We start from the raw sequence: 16323 nt of genomic DNA, 5'->3' as shown, positions 1-16323 counted from the left end.
TCCCACCTCCGTAATACCTATTCCCTACCTGTAAAGCATCTAATCTCCTCTCTTCCTTCCTTCATGTCCATCTTCCCCAGACCCGGGTCGCCCTGTCGGAGCACGTCAGGAACGTTTCCACTGCCTTGTGACCTCGTCATGTGCCCGCCCCGGCCGCTCATCTCATGGGGAAGTCGGGGCGGGCCTACGGTGCGCCAAAGAATGGGCAAAATACGCCTATTTGGTGTGTTAAATCCGAATTTGGGAGCAGGATTGGGCCAATACATGTTCCGTCGAATGGGGGTCCGCTCGTGGGAGCAGCAACCCGCGTCTTCGCCGGCCGAACCCACCGCCGGTCGCGAGCACTGGGTGCAGCTCAAGAGTGGCGACTACAAGGACTTGTGGGTCTGGCGCACCTGGCTCCAGCCGTGGAGCGGGTGATCCCATGACCGGCCTGAAACCCTTCCCGCTGGGTCCCTTATTACGTGGTCCCTTATTACGCGGTCTCCCATTCGTGGCAGAACGCGGTTCGGAAGGCGCGGCCCCAAGCGTGGGTCGCGCCTTCCGAGCACGAGAGGGGTCGGACGAGGCGCCGGGCGGGCGGCAGCGTCAGCGGCCCAGGAAGGCCAGGAGACGGTCCAGCGGCCAGGTGTTGATGATGTCGTCCGTCGTCAACCACGCCCGCTGCGCGATCCCGATCCCGAACCGCTGGTTCGCCAGGTGCGGGATCGCGTGCGAGTCGCTGTCGATCGAGAACTTCACGCCGTGATGCTTGGCCAGCCGCACCAGATCCGACGGCAGGTCCGACCGGTCGGGGAATGAGTCGATCTCCATCGCGGTGCCCGTCTGGGCGGCCGTCCGGAAGATCGCGTCCCAGTCCGCGTCCACCGCCGGGCGCTTGCCGATCTTGCGGGTGGTCGGGTGGCCGATGATGTCGACGTACGGGTTCTCGCAGGCGGCGATGAAGCGGCGCGTCATCTCGTCCCGCGACATCCCGAAATGGGAGTGCACCGAGGCCACGCACACGTCGAACTCCCGCAGGATCTCCCCGGGCCAGTCCACCGACCCGTCGGGGGCGATGTTGAGCTCGGTGCCGTGCAGGAGCCGCATGCCGGGATATTTCTCTTGGAGCCGAGCCACCTGCCCCCGCTGCTCCAGCGCCTTGTCCAGCGTCATCCGCTGCATCGCCAGGTCCGGCGCGTGGTCGGTGACCGCGTAGTAGGCGTAGCCGCGGGTGTGGCCGGCCGCCACCATGTCCTCTAACGTGGCGATGCCGTCCGTCAGGTCTGTGTGCGTGTGCAGGTCGCCCTTGAGGTCGGACAGCTCCACGAGCGCGGGCAACTCGCCCCGCAGCGCCGCCTTGACCTCGCCGCCGTCCTCCCGCATCGGCGGCGGCACGAACTGCATGCCGAGCGCGGCGTAGATGTCCTCCTCCGACTCGGCGGCGATCACCCGCTCACCCTCGAACAGCCCGTATTCGGAGAGCTTCCAGCCCTTCTTCACCGCCATCTCCCTGATGGCGACGTTGTGCTCCTTGGAGCCGGTGAAATATTGCATGGCCGCGCCCCAGGAGCCGGCAGGGACCACGCGCAGGTCCACCTGGATGCCGGATGTGGTGCGGATCGAGGTCTTCTTGTCGCCCGCCGCGATCACCTCGGCGACGTAGGGCCGGCCGCGGAAGTCCGCCATGATCGACTCGGGCGCGACCGCGAGGATGTCGATGTCGCCGATCGTGTCCTTCATCCGCCGCAGCGATCCCGCGTACGCGATCCGCTCGGCCGTCAGCGAGGCCATCACCTGCTCGGCGAGGGACATGGCGACGCCGATGTGCACGCGGCGGCCGGACTGCTCGAGCTGCTCGATGCCCTTGAGCAGGTTGGCCAGGGTCTTGGGGCCGAGGCCCTTGACGCCGTCGAGGCGGCCGGAGGTGATCGCCTCGCTCAGGGCCGCGGTGGAGTCGATGCCGAAGTCCTCGAACAGCATGATCGCCGTCTTGGGGCCCAGGGTCGGCACCCGCGTCAGCCTGCGCACGCCGTCGGGAACCCGCCCCCGCAGGTCGTCGAGCTGCCGGAAGCTGCCGCGCTGCAGGAACTCCTCCATCTTCTTGGCGATCGCCTCGCCGACGCCGGGGACGCTGCGCACGTCGACGACCGAGATGTCCTCCGGGAATCCGGCGATCGCCTTGGCCGCCTTCTGGTAGCTCCGCACCCGGAAGGCGTCGCCGCCGCAGAGCGCGAACAGCTCCGCGTATTCCTGCAGCGCCGACGCCGCCTCCTCATTTGCCCGCATGCCAATACCTTAGGGGCTGGCCCCGACAATCCGAGATGGTCAGAACCGCACCTCGCGCGGCCGGTACGGCTCCTGCAGGAACGTCAGCTCCTCCGGCGAAAGCGACACGTCCACGGCGGCCACCGCGTCGTCGACGTGCCCGTCCTTCGTGGCCCCGACGATCGGCGCGGTGACGGCCGGCTGGTGCAGCAGCCAGGCCAGCGCGACCTGGGCGGCGGGCAGCCCGCGCTCGGCGGCCACCTGCGCCACCCGGTCGAGGACGAGCTTGTCGTTCTCCGGGTCGTACAGGGAGTCGATGCGCGTGTCCGACCCCGTCCTGGCCGTCGTGGCCGCCGAGCCCGCCCTCGCCAGCACGCCGCGGGCGAGCGGACTCCACGGGATCACGCCCACGCCCTGGTCGAGGCAGAGCGGGAGCATCTCGCGCTCCTCCTCCCGGTAGAGCAGGTTGTAGTGGTCCTGCATCGAGACGAACTTCGTCCACCCGTTGCGCTCGGCCACCTGCTGCGCCTTCGCGAACTGCCAGGCCCACATGCTGGACGCGCCGAGGTAGCGGGCCTTGCCCGCCCTGACCACGTCGTGCAGCGCCTCCATGGTCTCCTCGATGGGCGTCTCGTCGTCCCACCGGTGGATCTGGTAGAGGTCCACGTAGTCGGTGCCGAGCCGGTCGAGCGAGGCGTCGATGGAGGACAGGATGTGCTTGCGCGAGAGGCCGCGGTCGTTGGCGCCGCCGCCCATCGGGAAATAGACCTTCGTGGCCAGCACGTAGTCCTCGCGCCGGCTGAAGATCCCGCGCAGCACGTTCCCGGTCACGACCTCGCTCTCGCCGTGGCTGTAGACGTCGGCGGTGTCGAAGAACGTCACGCCCGCGTCGGCGGCTCTGCGGATGATGGGCTCGGCCTGGTCCTGCCGCAGCGCCCACTCCTGCCGAGCCGGATCGCCGTAGCTCATCATGCCCAGGCATACCCGCGAGACCTTCAAGCCCGTGTCACCAAGTCGCATGTAATCCATGCAGATCACCATAAAGGCGAACGCACAGGTTACCCGCCGTGGCCCCTTCCTCCCGGTCGACGGAACGACTTCACCGAAGGCGTCCTCAGGACGTTCAGTGTGACGAACGAGGAGTGATCATCGTGACGCCCGGCACCGAGCCGATCGAGGCCAGCGCCTTGCCAGCGTCGGCGAGCCCGATCGTGCGGGTGACGAGCTGGTCGGGGTGCAGGATCCCGGCCCTGATCATCTCCAGCATCGGCGCGTATGCGTGGGCGGCCATGCCGTGGCTGCCGAGCAGCCGCAGCTCGTAGCCGATCACCCGGTCCATCGGCACCGGCGTCGGCCCGCCGGGCAGCAGCCCCACCTGGACGTGCCGGCCCTTGCGGCGCAGGCTCTCGATCGAGGCGGCGCACGTCTGGGGGCTGCCCAGCGCGTCGACGGACACGTGCGCGCCGCCCCTGGTCAGCTCCCTGACCTGGGCCGCCGCGTCGCCGGCCGAGCCGTTCACGAAGTGCGTGGCACCCGCCACCTCGGCCAGGTGCAGCGCGTCGCTGCTGATGTCGACGGCCACCACGCGCGCCCCGGCCGCCGTCGCGATCATCACGGCGGACAGTCCCACGCCGCCGCAGCCGTGCACCGCCACCCACTCGCCCGGCCGCACCGCGCCCACCTGCGCCACGGCGCGGAACGCGGTCGCGAAGCGGCAGCCCAGCCCGGCCGCCGTGATGTAGGCCATGTCCTCAGGGACCGCGATCAGGTTGACGTCGGCGTGGTCGATGGCGACGTACTCGGCGAAGGAGCCCCAGTGGGTGAAGCCCGGCTGGGTCTGCCGCTCGCACACCTGCTGGTCGCCGGTGGCGCAGGACGCGCAGGAGCCGCACGCGCAGACGAACGGCACGGTCACCCGCGCTCCCGGCCGCCAGCCGCGCACGTCGGAGCCGGTGGCCTCGACCACGCCCGCCAGCTCGTGACCCGGCACGTGGGGCAGCGCCTTGATGTCGGGGTCGTGGCCCTGCCAGCCGTGCCAGTCGGAGCGGCACAGCCCCGTCGCCTCGACTCTGATCACCGCTCCGTGCGGGGCCGGGGCAGGGTCGGGCAGCTCTCGCACGTCGAGCTCGCCGCCGAAGATATCAAATGCAACCGCTCGCATCTCATAAGCCTAGCTTTAGAGTCGGTTGCCGCAGGTCGCGCAAGGCCTTTGGGGACGTGAACCGGGTTCGGCATCACCACCGCCCACGGCACGGTCCACAGCATCAACCACCGTCACGTCAGTTGCCGCAGCTCGCGCAAGGCCTGGTGGGAGGGGGATCCGGGTTCGGTGGTGTAGAGGACGAGGCGGAGGTCGTCGCGGTCGGGCACCGGCATGACCTGGCAGATCGCGTCGATGGTGCCGACGAGCGGGTGGGTGATCCGCTTGCGCTGCTCCCTGCGGATCTCGACCTCGTGCCTGGCCCACAGTTCGGCGAAGTGGGTGCTGAGCGCCAGCATCTCCGCGACCAGCGCCCGGAGCTTGCGATCCTCGGGGTAGCGGCCGAGGGCGGCGCGTAGGTCGGCGACCGAGGCGCGGGCGAAGCGGCCCTTCTCCTCGTGGTCGAGGTGCTCGGCGATGTCGGGCGACATGAAGACCCAGCGGATGACGTTCCGCTGCTCGACCGGGCAGGCGTCGAGGTCGCCCATGAGCGCGCTGGCCACGGGGTTCCAGGCGAGGATGTCGTACCTGGCATTGAGGACGTAGGCGGGCACCTCCTCCAGGAACGCGAGCAGGTGCAGGATGCTGCCGGGCACGTCCTCCCTGATCGTGGGTGTCTCCAGGGCCTGCCCGGCCAGGTGGAACAGGTAGGCGCGCTCGTCCTGGGTCAGCATCAGCGCCCGGGCCAGCGCGTTGAGCACCTGCCGCGACGGGTGCGGGCCCCGGCCCTGCTCCAGCCGGATGTAGTAGTCGATCGACATGCCCGCCAGCTGCGCGACCTCCTGCCTGCGCAGGCCGGGCGTGCGGCGGCGCTCGCCGCTGGGCAGCCCCACCTCGGCCGGGGTGACGCGGGCGCGCCTGCTGCGGAGGAATTCGGCGAGTTGGTCGCGGTTCATGCCTCCATCTTCGGCGACGATCGGCCGGTTGTGGGTGGTACCGCCGATCCCAGCCTTGGCAGGTCTCTCCCGCGCCCCCTCCGGCCTGCGCGAACGTTGAACCATGACAAAGATCGCCCTCATCACGGGTGCAAACAAGGGAATCGGCTACGAGATCGCGCGGCTGCTCGCCGAGCAGGGCGTCACCGCGATCGTGGGGGCGCGGGACGAGGAGCGCGGGCGGGCGGCCGGCGAGCGGCTCGGGCAGCCGTACGTGCGGATCGACGTGACCGACGAGGACAGCGTCGCCGCCGCCGCGAAGTGGATCGAGCAGGAGTACGGCACGCTGGACATCCTGGTCAACAACGCCGGGATCGCCGGCGACCTGGCCCAGGCCACACCCAGCGGCACCCCGGCGCGGGCGCTCAGGGAGGTCTACGAGACGAACGTGTTCGGCGTCGTCACCGTGACCAACGCCATGCTGCCGCTGCTGCGCACCTCGCCGGCCGGCCGGATCGTGAACATGTCGAGCGAGCTGGGCTCGCTGACCATGGCGTCGGACCCGGGCAGCCCCTTCGGGGACGCCAACTTCATCGCGTACAACTCCTCCAAGAGCGCGCTCAACATGATCACCGTCTCCTACGCCAAGGAGCTGCGGGACACCGTGATCAAGGTGAACGCCGCCAACCCCGGCTACTGCGCCACCGACCTCAACGGTCACTCCGGGTTCCGCACCGCCGAGCAGGGCGCGGCGATCGCCGCGCGGCTGGCCACGCTGGACGAGGACGGCCCGACCGGCGCATATCTGCAGGATGACGGCGTGCTCCCCTGGTGATGTGTCAAAGCTCGCAAAGCGGACAGAGGGGGGTGATGGGACGAGATCTCGACAAGGAGCGGTTCACTGAGGCGGAGTACGCCCGCTTCGGAGAACGCATCCAGGAGCAGCTCGGCGTCCTGCGCGAGCTGCTCGCAACCCCCGGCTTCGGACAGGGTCCGGCCACGATCGGGGCGGAGCTTGAGCTGTTCCTCATCGACGAGCGCGGCCGGCCGCTGCCGAACAACAGCCAGGTGCTGGAGGCCCTCGGCGACTCCCGCGTGGTGCTGGAGCTGGGCCGCTACAACGTCGAGGTGAACCTGACGCCGACGCCGCTGGCGGGCAGGCCCTTCGAGCTGCTGAGCGCCGAGGTCCAGGAGACGATCACGAAGGTGGACGACGCGGTCGAGGGCGGGGGCGCGCTGCCCATCGGCATCCTGCCCACCCTCGACACCGAGGATTTCACGGTGGGCGCGATGAGCGACCAGAACCGCTACCGGGCCCTGAGCCGGGGCGTCAGGCGGCTGCGGCTGGAGCCGTTCCTGGTCAAGATCGACGATCTGGAGCTGGCCGTGGAGGACGTGATCCTCGAGAGTGCCAACACTTCATGGCAGGTGCACATTCGCACGCCCCCCGAGCGGTTCGCCCGGCTGTTCAACGCCGCTCAGCTGGCCATCGGGCCGGTGCTGGCGGCGTGCGGGAACTCGCCGTTCTTCGTGGGCAGGCAGCTGTGGGAGGAGACCCGGATCGCCCTGATGGAGGAGGCCGCCGACGACCGGGACGTGGCGCGGCTCGGGCGCAGGGACGGGCGGGTCACGTTCGGCTCGGACTGGGTGCGCGAGGGGGCGCACGAGCTGTTCGAGCGGTATGTGCGCGACTACGAGCCGATCGTGCCCGACCTGCACGAGGACGCCGAGCCGCGCGAGGTGCCCGAGCTGAGGCTGCACCAGGGCACGATCTGGCAGTGGAACCGGCCCGTCTACGACCCGGCCGAGGGCGGCCACCTGCGGATCGAGATGCGGGCGCTGCCGGCCGGGCCCTCGTGCGCGGACATGGCCGCGAACACGGCGTTCCTGCTGGGGCTGGCGCTGTCGCAGGCCGAGCGGGACCTGACCGGCTACCGGTTCGCGGAGGCGTACCAGAACTTCTACCGGGCCGCCATGCACGGGCTGGACGCCAAGCTGTCCTGGCCCGGCAGGGCCGGCGAGTTCGAGGCCGCGGACCTGGTGCTCGGGCTGCTGCCCGAGGCGCGGGAGGGGCTGCTCGGCGCCGGGGTGGTGCCGAGCGACGCCGATCGCGCGCTGGGCGTCATCGAGCAGCGGACCCGGCTGCGCCGTACGGGATCGGTGTGGCAGCGGGAGGCGCTGGCGCGGTTCGGCGGCGACCGGGAGCGGCTCGTACGGCGCTACCGCGAGCTGGCGCTGTCGGGACTTCCCGTGCATTTGTGGCGCTGATCGCAACCTTTCCGGTCCCTGTACCGTCACACTGGGTAAAGGGACCGGAAAGGTGAGGGAGATATGGCGGCAACGGGGATGGCTTCCACCGACAAGGCGCCTTTCGCCATGAAAAGGGCGACGGGTGATCTGGCCGAGGGGGCGGCCAAGCTCGCGGGGGAGATCGGCAGCACCGGCGTCGAAGCGCTGCTGGCGCAGGCCAACAGGACCGCCGTCCGCAAGGGGGCCTCCGGTGCGCTCGGCTCGATGCAGCCCAGGCCCGCCGAGTGGTACGCCTTCGACGCCGCGGACCAGGACACCGCCGACTGGTATCCCCAGGGCCTGACCTGCGGCGAGGAGTCCGCCTCCATCGGGGTGCCGGTGTTCGTGGCCAGCTGGTACTTCAGGCCGCAGGCAGGCGAGAGGGGGATCAGGGTGTCGTTCCTGAGCCCGCGCACGCTGAAGTACCAGCACGCGCTGCTGGTGGCGGCCAAGCCGGACGGCTCGTACGGGCCGATCAACATCCACGCGGGCGGCGTCGCGATCGACGGCGACCTGCTCTACGTCGCCGACACCGCCAGAGGGCTGCGCGTCTTCGACCTGAGCAACCTGCTCGACCTGCGGACCGCCCAGAACGACCTGGGCGACGGCAAGCGGATCGGGCGGCACGACGGGAAGTTCCACGCGTTCGGCTACCGCTACATCGTCCCGCAGACCGACTTCTGGCGGATCGAGCGGCCCGGGCCGCACTTCTCGTTCGTGTCGATCGACCGCAGCGCGGCCACGCCCCGGCTGATCACGGGCGAGTACCGGGAGAACGACCCCGGCGGCTGGGTGGCGCACTGGGACCTCGGCTTCGCCGGCGGCGAGCCCAGCGAGGCCTTCGTGATGGGGCACCCCAAGATCCAGGGGGCGACCTCGCACGGCGGCAAGTGGTACCTGAGCCAGGCCGCGAACTCCACCACCAACGGCAAGCTGCTGGTCTACAGCGACGGCAAGCCGCAGACCAGGCCGTTCCCGATCGGGCCCGAGGACCTGACCGTGCAGGGCGGCAGGCTGTGGAGCGTCACCGAGTTCAGGAACAGGCGCGTGATCTTCGGCGTCGGTCTTTGAGATGCCGGTCGAGCAGTTCGCGGTAGCGGCCCTCAGGCCGGGGAGCGAGGGACCGTGTGCCGGAACGCGGCCCGGTCGGCGGGCCACGTATATGGAACACTCCCCAGTATGGGGCGTTATCTCATCGAACCTTTCGACCGCAGCGACCGCTACGCCACCGAGCGCTACCAGGGCGCGGCCGGGCGCAACTGGTGGACCTGCGATCCCACGCTGCGCCTGCTCATGCGGCGCCACCTGGGCGACGGCTTCGCCTGGGCGGAGCCGCACCTCGACAGGCTCGGCGCGCTCATGGGCGGGCTCGTGGCCGAGTGCGCCGAGGAGACCGACCGCAACCCGCCGCGGCTGGAGAAGTACGACAAGTGGGGCAGGGACGTCAGCGAAGTCGTCATGCCGCCGTCGTTCCAGACCGCCAGGCGGGCGCTCATGGACGACAACTTCACCTCGCCGTCGTTCGCCGGGCAGGCCCGCGCGAACGGGGCCAACCCGGATGCGCTCGCCGCGGCGTGGACGTACCTGCTCGACCAGGCCGACATCGGGATGGGCTGCGCGCTCGGCACGGGCGGCGACATGGTGGTCCAGCTGGCCGAGAAGCACGCGCCGCAGGACGTACGCGATCGGGTGCGGGAGATCTTCGCCAACGGCTTCTACTCCGGCGAGGCCGCTCAGATGTTCACCGAGCGGACGGGCGGCTCCGACCTGGCGGCCCTGGAGGCCGCGGCCGTCCCGGCCGGCGAGGATTCGTGGCTTCTGTCGGGGTTCAAGTGGTTCGCCTCCAACGCCAACGGGTCGGCGTTCGTGGTGCTCGCCCGGCTGCCCGAGGGGGCGGTGGCGCCGTTCCTGGTGCTGTGGGAGCGGCGCGACGGCACCCGCAACGGCGTGCGGATCAGGCGGCTCAAGGACAAGCTCGGCACCAGGTCCGTGGCCTCCGGTGAGGTCGAGTTCGCCGACGCGGAGGCGTTCCTGCTGGCCGGGCCGGGGTCCGGCGCCGGGCTCGGGACGATGATGAAGCTCACCAACGCCTCCAGGCTCGGCGTGGCCATGATGGGCGTCGGCGTGGCCAGGCGCGCGCTGGTCGAGTCGATCTGCTACGCCCGCGCCCGCGAGGCCTTCGGCCGCCCGCTCATCGACCAGCCGCTGATGCGCCGCAAGCTGGCCGAGCTGATCGTCGAGGTCGAGGCCGCGCAGGCGCTCGTCTTCGACGCCCAGGTCGGCCCCCGGCTGCGGCTCGCGCCCGCCCTGATCAAGCTGCGCGCGGCCCGGCTCGGCGTCACCGCGGCCAGCGACGCGATCGAGGTGCACGGCGGCAACGGCTACATCGAGCAGTGGCCGGTGGCCAGGCTCCTGCGCGACGCCCAGGTCAACCCGATTTGGGAGGGCGGCGACAACATCCTCTGCCTGGACGTGCGGCGGGCCATGGTCAAGGAGCAGGCACACCTGCCCTTCCTCGACCGCCTGCGCGCCGCGGCCACCTCCGGCCTGGTCCAGGCCCGCATCGACGACCTGGCCAAGGCGATCTCGGCGTGGGCGGCGCTGGAGCCCGTGGTGGCGGAGGCGCGGCTCTACCCGCTGGCGCAGTTCATGGCCGACGTGTACGCCGCGGCGCTGCTGGAAGAGCAGGCCACCTGGGGGCTCGACGACGGGCGCAAGGCGGTCGTCGCCCGCCTGTACGCCGAGACGCACCTGGCCGATCAGGGGCCGCTGCGCGGGATCGACCGTGCGGGGGAGGAGCTGGAGTCCTTCGACGTTCTCCTGGAGGGAGCCGTCGCCCTTTGATCGTGATCTCTATACTGTGCCGCCATGATCCAGTGACCGGGCAGCAGCACGTGCGCGGGGACCTGCGCACTTACAAGATCCACCTCGGCTCGGGCAACATCCTGATGACGCCGGGCGACCGGTACTTGTGCATCGTGCCCAAGCAGGCGTCCGGGTCCGGCGCCGATCAGGTGTTCCTGCCGTTCGAGGGCGATCAGGTGCCGGCGGTCATCCTCAGCAAGGCGATGCTGCCGGCCAGGGACACCACGATCACCGATCCGAGCATCATCGCTCAGATTCGTGAATGATCTGACGGGTGATGGACGAGTCAGTGATCGCGGTGTCGGCGGCCAGGAGAAACGCCTTCGACAGGATGATCGACAGCATGCCGCCGTCCTCGTCGAACGGCAGGAAGACCTGGTCGCCGGAGCCGCGCGGGACGATGCACAGGTAGGCGTCGTTGGGCTCCATGAGGATGTTGCTCGAGCCGAGGTGGATCTTGTACGTGCGCAGATCGCCTCGGACGCGCAGGAAGCGGTCGGTGAGCTCGGCCCGGCCGGCGATGGCCAGGCGGGGGAGCAGCCTGGTGAGGACGTCGCGGCGGATCCGGGCGGTCTCGTTCAGGTCGCCGAAGCCGTATGACTGCCAGTATTCGCCATGGCCCTGCGGGTCCAGGCCGGTGGAGGTGACGCCGACGGCCAGATCGGCGTCGCGTAGCGCCTCCGACAGAGTCAGCGGCGGCACCTCGGCCAGCGGGAGCCGGGCGCCCTCGGCGGTGAAGTGGATGTCGCCGCTGACGCAGACGGAGACGGTGCCGAAATTGTCCCGTTCGCCGGATTCCCAGTCGAGATGGAAGTCCCAGTGGGCGGTGAGACCGTGAGGGCACTCCTTGGTGGCTGCGGCCTGGTCGGAGCCGTATTCCCAGCCCCAGTGGCCCAGCGTCATCCCGGTCCAGCCGCGGCCCGTCAGCAGCGCCTTGGCCTGGCCGTACCGCAACAGGTGGCCGGTGAAGCGGCGCGAGTGGTCGCGGGTCTCCTCCTCCGCCGGGGTGAGCAGGTAGACCTCGCGGAAGGCCTGCTTGAACGGCTGGCGCAGGCCGATCTCCATCAGGTGGTCGCGCCAGGCGCGGACCTCGTCCACGGAGTGCGAGATCGGATGCCAGAGGTGGACGGGGGTGTCCGCGCGTGGCTGGATGCGGCGGCCGGCCGGGTCGGTCAGCTCCCACGCGCCGTCGACCTGGACCGGGAGCCCGGCGGGACCCTGCAGGGTCTCCCAGATCAAAGCGCGTGCGAAGGAGCCGGTGACCGGGTGGTCGAGGTAGAACTCGCACACCTCGTGCCAGCGCCAGATCCGCTCGGTGGCCAAGGCGCGCTCGACCCGGAACCGTTCGGCGGGCAGCGCCTTCTTCAGCTCCTTGGCGGTCGCCTTGAGCTCGGCCAGCAGCTCCTTGTGCTCCTCGCGGACGACCTTGGGGATGGTCTTGCGCGTGCCGTAGGAGACCGTGCCGTCCAGGGACAGCCGCAGGCCGTGCTCGGTGCGAGCGCCGTCGGGGCCCAGGCCGAAGGTGGGTACGGTCCGCTCCAGCAACTGCTCGGGTGACAGCCCGGTCTGCAGGGCCACCGCGTCGAGCGTCTTGGCCACTGCCGCGAGGATGGGCTTCTTGCGAACCTTCGCCTGGACGCGGGCCAGCTGGGCGACCACCTCAAGGCCGCCGCGCCGGGCCAGCGCGCCGATCGCGGCGTTGGCCACGAGCTCGCTGCGGGCGTTGGCACCGGATCCGCCGATGCCGGTGCCGGCCGCCACGGCGACGTCGCCCAGCAATCCCGCGACCCACGGCTCGTCGATGAGGTCGCAGGTCCAGATCATGCCGCGCAGCAGGACGGCCGTGCGCTCATGCAGATAGGTGACGACCGTCCACTCGTAGTTGTCGTGACGACGTCGCTCGACCTTCTCCCGGTAAGGGGCGATCCGGCCGAGCACCTCCCTGACCAGAGCTGCGGCCTCGGGTGTGAGCAGCGCAGTCGCCTGTTTCAGCCACTTGGCCGAGGGCTTGGCGGACACGGCCGTGGTCCAGTGAGTCAGGATCGCGAGCGTGGAAGGGGCGGCGAGGCGCTCGCCGTACTGCTCATGGATCAGCGCGGCGAAGTCGTCGTGGACGGGAATGAGCGAGCGGACCGCGCCAGTGGGGTCCGCGGTGGGGTGCTCGGCCAGCAGGCCGTCCAGGACCCGCTTGGTCGTCCACTTGGCGGCGTACTCGTTTCCCTGGAGATCGCGGTGGACTTCACGTATGTGTTCGAGCAAGGGCTCGCGCTCGGCCGGTGAGAGCCGCTTGGCGGCGGCCAGCGGAATGCGGTACAGCTCCTCGAAGTATTGGGCGCGGTCGGGCGGGGTGAGTGCGGTACGCCAGAGCAGGTCCAGTTGCGGGCCCGTCCAGCCGAGCTTGCGGCGTGCGATGGCCGTGGGCATGGTTTCCAGGCCCCAGCAGTATTCCACGACGCTGTCCACCTTGCTCCACACCATGCGCACGCGCATCTGTGTCCACAGCGCCATGGCCCGCCACTGGACGTCGCCCCATTCCCGGGCGAGTTTCCCCATCGGGGTGTCGGCGAATGCGGGATACGGCCATGAGAACCTTCCGGGCTCGTAGACCGCGTCCAACTGGGCGAACACGTCCAGTGCCGCCGGATCCAGCTCGTCGAGCCAGGCGCGGTGCTCGTCGGGAAGCGCGTTGAGGACGCCCACATCAGCCTCCGACCAAGGGGACGAGCTTGACGAAGGACAGCACCGGGTCGGTGGTGAGGTGGATCTGGGTGTCCAGGTCCTCGATCTGCCGGTCCCCGATCAGCAGCAGGAAGCCGTTGCGGGCGAACGCGGCCTCGGCGGCGTCGGCCTGCTTCTCCCAGTCCAGTCTGCGGGCGGTGCGCATCCGGTAGCCGTTCAGCTCGGACTCGGCGTCCGTGGGCTTGACCAGGCCGCGGAAGTGCTGGGACGGCGCGGCGTTGTAGCGGGCCACCTCCTCGCGGACGCGGAGTCGTACGAGCTCGCGGGCCGAGATCCGCTCGGGCAGGTCCGGGAGGGAGAATTCAGCTAATGCCCGGCCGGTCGCCGTCTCATCGCGAAAAACCACTAATGCCATCGAGTGCCCTGTCCTTTGAAATGTCTGACGATGGCGCCATCTATAGCAGCGTCGAACGACAAAACGTCGGCTGTTCCCGGCGTACAGCCCTCATGATCGACGATGCCGCCTGCTGGACGGTGATCCAGCCGGTGACCGGCGCCCCTGACCGCAGAAGATGACAGCTGAGAGGTGAACTGAAGTGATCAGGGAAGTCAGCGGGAACTTGCTGAGTGCTGCTCCTTCTTCGCCTTCACCCTCACCATCGCCGGTCGAACGCGCCCGTGCCGGCGAGCTGCGCCACCCGGCCAGATCGGCGACCGGTAGGGTGCCGGTCAGCCGCCGACGGCACAGGCGTCTCCGTTGAGGGAGAACCGGCTCGGCAGGGACGCGTCACCCGTGTGACTGGCCAGGTAGCCCATGGTGACGCTGCGGCCGGGGGCGATGGAGCCGTTGTGCGTGGCGTTGACCGCGGTGACGATGTCACCGGCCTGGGTGAGGTTGGTGTTCCAGTCCGAGGTGATGGCCTGGCCCCGGGCCAGGGGGAAGGTCAGTGTCCAGCCGTTGATGGATGTGGTGCCGGTGTTGGTGATGGTGAGATCGACGGTCATGCCGCCGCCCCAGGTCCGCGTGGTGTGCTGGATCCGGCAGGTCGGCTCGGCCCGCTCGAACGACACGCGGTGCAGCCCGCCGGGAAGGTCGTTGACGACGTAGAGCTCGCCCTCCGGGGTGCTGCCGAACGCGGTGACCTGCGTGGGCATTTCGCCGATCTCGGCCTGGGAGTAGCCGCCCCCGCCGTCCTCGCGCAGCGCCCATATGGTGGAGGAGCAGTAGTCGGTGGCGATGTAGGTGCCCCCGACCAGGTCGGCGAACTCCTCACCGCGATACACCTTTCCACCGATGACCGCGCAGCCGCCGGTGTGCGGTGAGTAGGTGAAGATCGGCTCGGTGTACTCGGCGTCGGACCGGCACTGGGTCTGGTCGAACACCTCCAGCCCCTCGTAGCAGGACCAGCCGAGATTCGCGCCTGCCTGCTGCCCGGCCTTGACGTGGTCGATCTCCTCCCACCTGCCCTGGCCGACGTCGCCGATCCACATCGAGCCGTCCGCGTGGTCGATGGAGAAGCGCCAGGGGTTGCGCACGCCGTACATCCATACCTCTTCCCGCGCACCCTCGACGCCGACGAACGGGTTGTCCTCGGGAACGCAGTAGGCCAGGTCGCCGCAGCTCCGGTTCACGTCGACGCGCAGGATCTTGCCCAGCAGGGTGTCCAGGCGCTGCCCGGCGTCGAAGGGGTCTCCGGCGCCGCCGCCGTCGCCGATGCTCCAGTACAGGTAGCCGTCGGTGCCGAAGGCGAGCTGGCCGCCGTTGTGGTTGCTGTACTCGGCGTGCTCCTGGGAGAGCAGCGGCTCAAGGCTCGCGTCGTCCAGCCTGTATCGGGCCAAAGTCACCGCGCCGTCCGGCAGCGCGGTGTACGCCAGGTACAGGTCCTGGCTCTCGGCGAAGTCGGGCGCGAGGGCGATGCTGAGCAGTCCCCGCTCGTTGCCGGACTCGTCCACCGACGCCGTGATGTCGATGATCGGGGTCTGTCCGAGACCGGTGTCCGGGTGGTAGACACGTACGGTGCCGCGCTTCTCGGTGATGAACAGCCTGTTCGTCCCGTCGTCGGGTGCGGCGATGGCGGTGGGGCGTCGCAACCCGAAGGCGACCTGGGTGGCGGTCGCGTTGATCTCTTCCAGCGGCACTCCGGAGACCTCCGGTCGCCGCGCGCCGCTGTCCGCGACCGACGAAGACGCGGCCAGGACGGATGAGGATGTCACCGCGGCGGCCGGTGGAGTGAGTGCGGTCACGGGGGCGAGCAGTGGCAGGGACAAGGCGAGCAACGCGGGGGCTGCCCAGCGTTTTCCTGGCATGTCGGCTCCAGAGGCGGGGCTTCGTCGGGGTCCGGAGGACAGAGGTTCCCCGGGACCGGAGCGCGTCCGGGCTCGCAACACGCCCGGCCCGGTCGCATCCCGCCCCTAAGCGAGCGGAGTACGACGCCGACCAGACAGGTTCCGTACTCTGACGTGCCCGACCGGACGGTATCGGCTCCCCGCCGTCACAACCAGGCCCGCAACCGCGACTTCCGTCCTGGGAGGCGACACCAGGCCGTTGTGGTCACTTTCTTCCCCTCTGACCAGGGGCGATACGAGAGCCCTCCCGCAAGGCCCGCCACCGGCCCATGAAACGTACATCGCCACGGACCCGGCTGGCCGAGCACCCGTGTCCGATCGGAGGGGGCATGCCAAGCTCCACTCACCTTGCCGGCGGCTTCGCGGCCGTGTGGAGCGAGGGACTTACCCAGATCGGCGATGGGGACTGCTGGAACTTCGCCATCGCCTTGCGCACCCCCGCTTTGACCGGCTTGTCCAGGACGTCGTAGCTCTCCCAGAAGCTGTTGGCGAAGGCGAGGTGCGGAACGAGAGCTTCCCGAAAGCGCTGGAGAAGATCTGCCAATTATCGGGGTCTGGTGCATTTGCTGGGGAGCGGTCACGGTCGGTGATCTCGACTCAGTTCAGCAGTGCCATCTTTCTGAGGAGGTCGTAGTTGGCGCGGCCGAACATGAGCCGTTTCAAGAATTTGATCTTGCATACTTTGCCCTCGACAGCGCCTGAGCTGTAAGGGAGCGTGAGTCCGTTCAGGACGGCGGCGTGGTCGCGTTCGAGGCCGTTGGCGAAGGAATGCAGGTGGGGCAGGTCGTCAGCCCGGACGGCGTCGATCCAAGCGTCGAGGCG

At 69.6% G+C, this 16323-nt stretch carries 15 protein-coding genes; 6 read left to right on the top strand and 9 right to left on the bottom strand.

Translation table 11 applies throughout. The features are described 5' to 3' along the window. The first annotated feature begins 264 nt into the window (after positions 1-264). Positions 265-420, top strand: a complete 156-nt coding sequence (locus EJK15_RS70835; protein WP_171074512.1) for a hypothetical protein — start codon at positions 265-267, stop codon at positions 418-420. Between the two features lie 168 nt (positions 421-588). Here the strand turns inward: EJK15_RS70835 and polX are convergent, their stop codons facing one another. From polX to EJK15_RS24470, 4 genes are all read right to left on the bottom strand, one after another. Next, positions 589-2268, bottom strand: a complete 1680-nt coding sequence (polX, locus tag EJK15_RS24485; protein ID WP_138712801.1) for a DNA polymerase/3'-5' exonuclease PolX — start codon at positions 2266-2268, stop codon at positions 589-591. A gap of 39 nt (positions 2269-2307) precedes the next feature. Next, the gene (locus EJK15_RS24480; RefSeq protein WP_138712800.1) at positions 2308-3276 is read right to left on the bottom strand and encodes an aldo/keto reductase; all 969 of its coding nucleotides are present in this window, start codon (positions 3274-3276) and stop codon (positions 2308-2310) included. 94 nt (positions 3277-3370) lie between these two features. Then, on the bottom strand, positions 3371-4408 hold the full coding sequence (locus EJK15_RS24475) for a zinc-dependent alcohol dehydrogenase family protein (protein ID WP_138712799.1): 1038 nt from the start codon (positions 4406-4408) through the stop codon (positions 3371-3373). Between the two features lie 113 nt (positions 4409-4521). Beyond that, positions 4522-5343, bottom strand: a complete 822-nt coding sequence (locus EJK15_RS24470) for a helix-turn-helix transcriptional regulator (protein WP_138712798.1) — start codon at positions 5341-5343, stop codon at positions 4522-4524. A gap of 103 nt (positions 5344-5446) precedes the next feature. Here EJK15_RS24470 and EJK15_RS24465 point away from each other — a divergent pair, with 103 nt between their 5' ends. The 5 genes from EJK15_RS24465 to EJK15_RS24445 all read left to right on the top strand — a co-directional run bounded on the left by EJK15_RS24465 (position 5447) and on the right by EJK15_RS24445 (position 10742). After that, on the top strand, positions 5447-6157 hold the full coding sequence (locus tag EJK15_RS24465) for an SDR family oxidoreductase (protein WP_138712797.1): 711 nt from the start codon (positions 5447-5449) through the stop codon (positions 6155-6157). 35 nt (positions 6158-6192) lie between these two features. Next, on the top strand, positions 6193-7590 hold the full coding sequence (locus EJK15_RS24460; RefSeq protein ID WP_138712796.1) for a glutamate-cysteine ligase family protein: 1398 nt from the start codon (positions 6193-6195) through the stop codon (positions 7588-7590). Positions 7591-7698: 108 nt separating this feature from the next. Next, complete coding sequence (locus EJK15_RS24455) at positions 7699-8682, top strand: hypothetical protein (protein ID WP_138712795.1); 984 nt, start codon at positions 7699-7701, stop codon at positions 8680-8682. A gap of 108 nt (positions 8683-8790) precedes the next feature. Further along, entirely contained in the window at positions 8791-10455 is a 1665-nt protein-coding gene (locus tag EJK15_RS24450; RefSeq protein WP_138712794.1) for an acyl-CoA dehydrogenase family protein, read from the top strand. 32 nt (positions 10456-10487) lie between these two features. Further along, positions 10488-10742 carry a DUF7737 domain-containing protein gene (locus EJK15_RS24445; protein ID WP_206061085.1) on the top strand — a complete coding sequence of 85 codons (255 nt, stop codon included), beginning with the start codon at positions 10488-10490 and terminating at the stop codon, positions 10740-10742. Here the strand turns inward: EJK15_RS24445 and EJK15_RS24440 are convergent. The 5 genes from EJK15_RS24440 to EJK15_RS24420 all read right to left on the bottom strand — a co-directional run. After that, the gene (locus tag EJK15_RS24440; protein WP_138712793.1) at positions 10720-13176 is read right to left on the bottom strand and encodes a DUF4132 domain-containing protein; all 2457 of its coding nucleotides are present in this window, start codon (positions 13174-13176) and stop codon (positions 10720-10722) included. The two genes, EJK15_RS24445 and EJK15_RS24440, sit on opposite strands and share 23 nt — an antisense overlap. Before the next feature lies 1 nt (position 13177). Further along, positions 13178-13570, bottom strand: a complete 393-nt coding sequence (locus tag EJK15_RS24435) for a hypothetical protein (protein WP_138712792.1) — start codon at positions 13568-13570, stop codon at positions 13178-13180. Positions 13571-13884: 314 nt separating this feature from the next. Further along, positions 13885-15462, bottom strand: a complete 1578-nt coding sequence (locus EJK15_RS74780) for a PQQ-dependent sugar dehydrogenase (RefSeq protein ID WP_138712791.1) — start codon at positions 15460-15462, stop codon at positions 13885-13887. Positions 15463-15844: 382 nt separating this feature from the next. Beyond that, positions 15845-16045, bottom strand: coding sequence for a hypothetical protein (locus EJK15_RS24425; protein WP_138712790.1), 201 nt, complete (start codon positions 16043-16045; stop codon positions 15845-15847). 53 nt (positions 16046-16098) lie between these two features. Then, positions 16099-16323, bottom strand: a 225-nt coding sequence (locus EJK15_RS24420; protein WP_138712789.1) for a transposase, incomplete at its 5' end; no start/stop codon positions are given.

The organism is Nonomuraea basaltis (assembly GCF_005893125.1).
GTDB classification, from domain to species: domain Bacteria; phylum Actinomycetota; class Actinomycetes; order Streptosporangiales; family Streptosporangiaceae; genus Nonomuraea; species Nonomuraea basaltis.
Note: the sequence above shows the minus strand (reverse complement) of the source record. Positions and strands in the feature narration are given on the sequence as shown.

Bases quoted from the DNA above. Each gene is read 5' to 3' on its own strand.
- EJK15_RS70835 (WP_171074512.1), top strand. From the start codon at position 265: ATGTTCCGTCGAATGGGGGTCCGCTCGTGGGAGCAGCAACCCGCGTCT.
- polX (WP_138712801.1), bottom strand. From the start codon at position 2,268: ATGCGGGCAAATGAGGAGGCGGCGTCGGCGCTGCAGGAATACGCGGAG.
- EJK15_RS24480 (WP_138712800.1), bottom strand. From the start codon at position 3,276: ATGGATTACATGCGACTTGGTGACACGGGCTTGAAGGTCTCGCGGGTA.
- EJK15_RS24475 (WP_138712799.1), bottom strand. From the start codon at position 4,408: ATGCGAGCGGTTGCATTTGATATCTTCGGCGGCGAGCTCGACGTGCGA.
- EJK15_RS24470 (WP_138712798.1), bottom strand. From the start codon at position 5,343: ATGAACCGCGACCAACTCGCCGAATTCCTCCGCAGCAGGCGCGCCCGC.
- EJK15_RS24465 (WP_138712797.1), top strand. From the start codon at position 5,447: ATGACAAAGATCGCCCTCATCACGGGTGCAAACAAGGGAATCGGCTAC.
- EJK15_RS24460 (WP_138712796.1), top strand. From the start codon at position 6,193: ATGGGACGAGATCTCGACAAGGAGCGGTTCACTGAGGCGGAGTACGCC.
- EJK15_RS24455 (WP_138712795.1), top strand. From the start codon at position 7,699: ATGAAAAGGGCGACGGGTGATCTGGCCGAGGGGGCGGCCAAGCTCGCG.
- EJK15_RS24450 (WP_138712794.1), top strand. From the start codon at position 8,791: ATGGGGCGTTATCTCATCGAACCTTTCGACCGCAGCGACCGCTACGCC.
- EJK15_RS24435 (WP_138712792.1), bottom strand. From the start codon at position 13,570: ATGGCATTAGTGGTTTTTCGCGATGAGACGGCGACCGGCCGGGCATTA.
- EJK15_RS74780 (WP_138712791.1), bottom strand. From the start codon at position 15,462: ATGCCAGGAAAACGCTGGGCAGCCCCCGCGTTGCTCGCCTTGTCCCTG.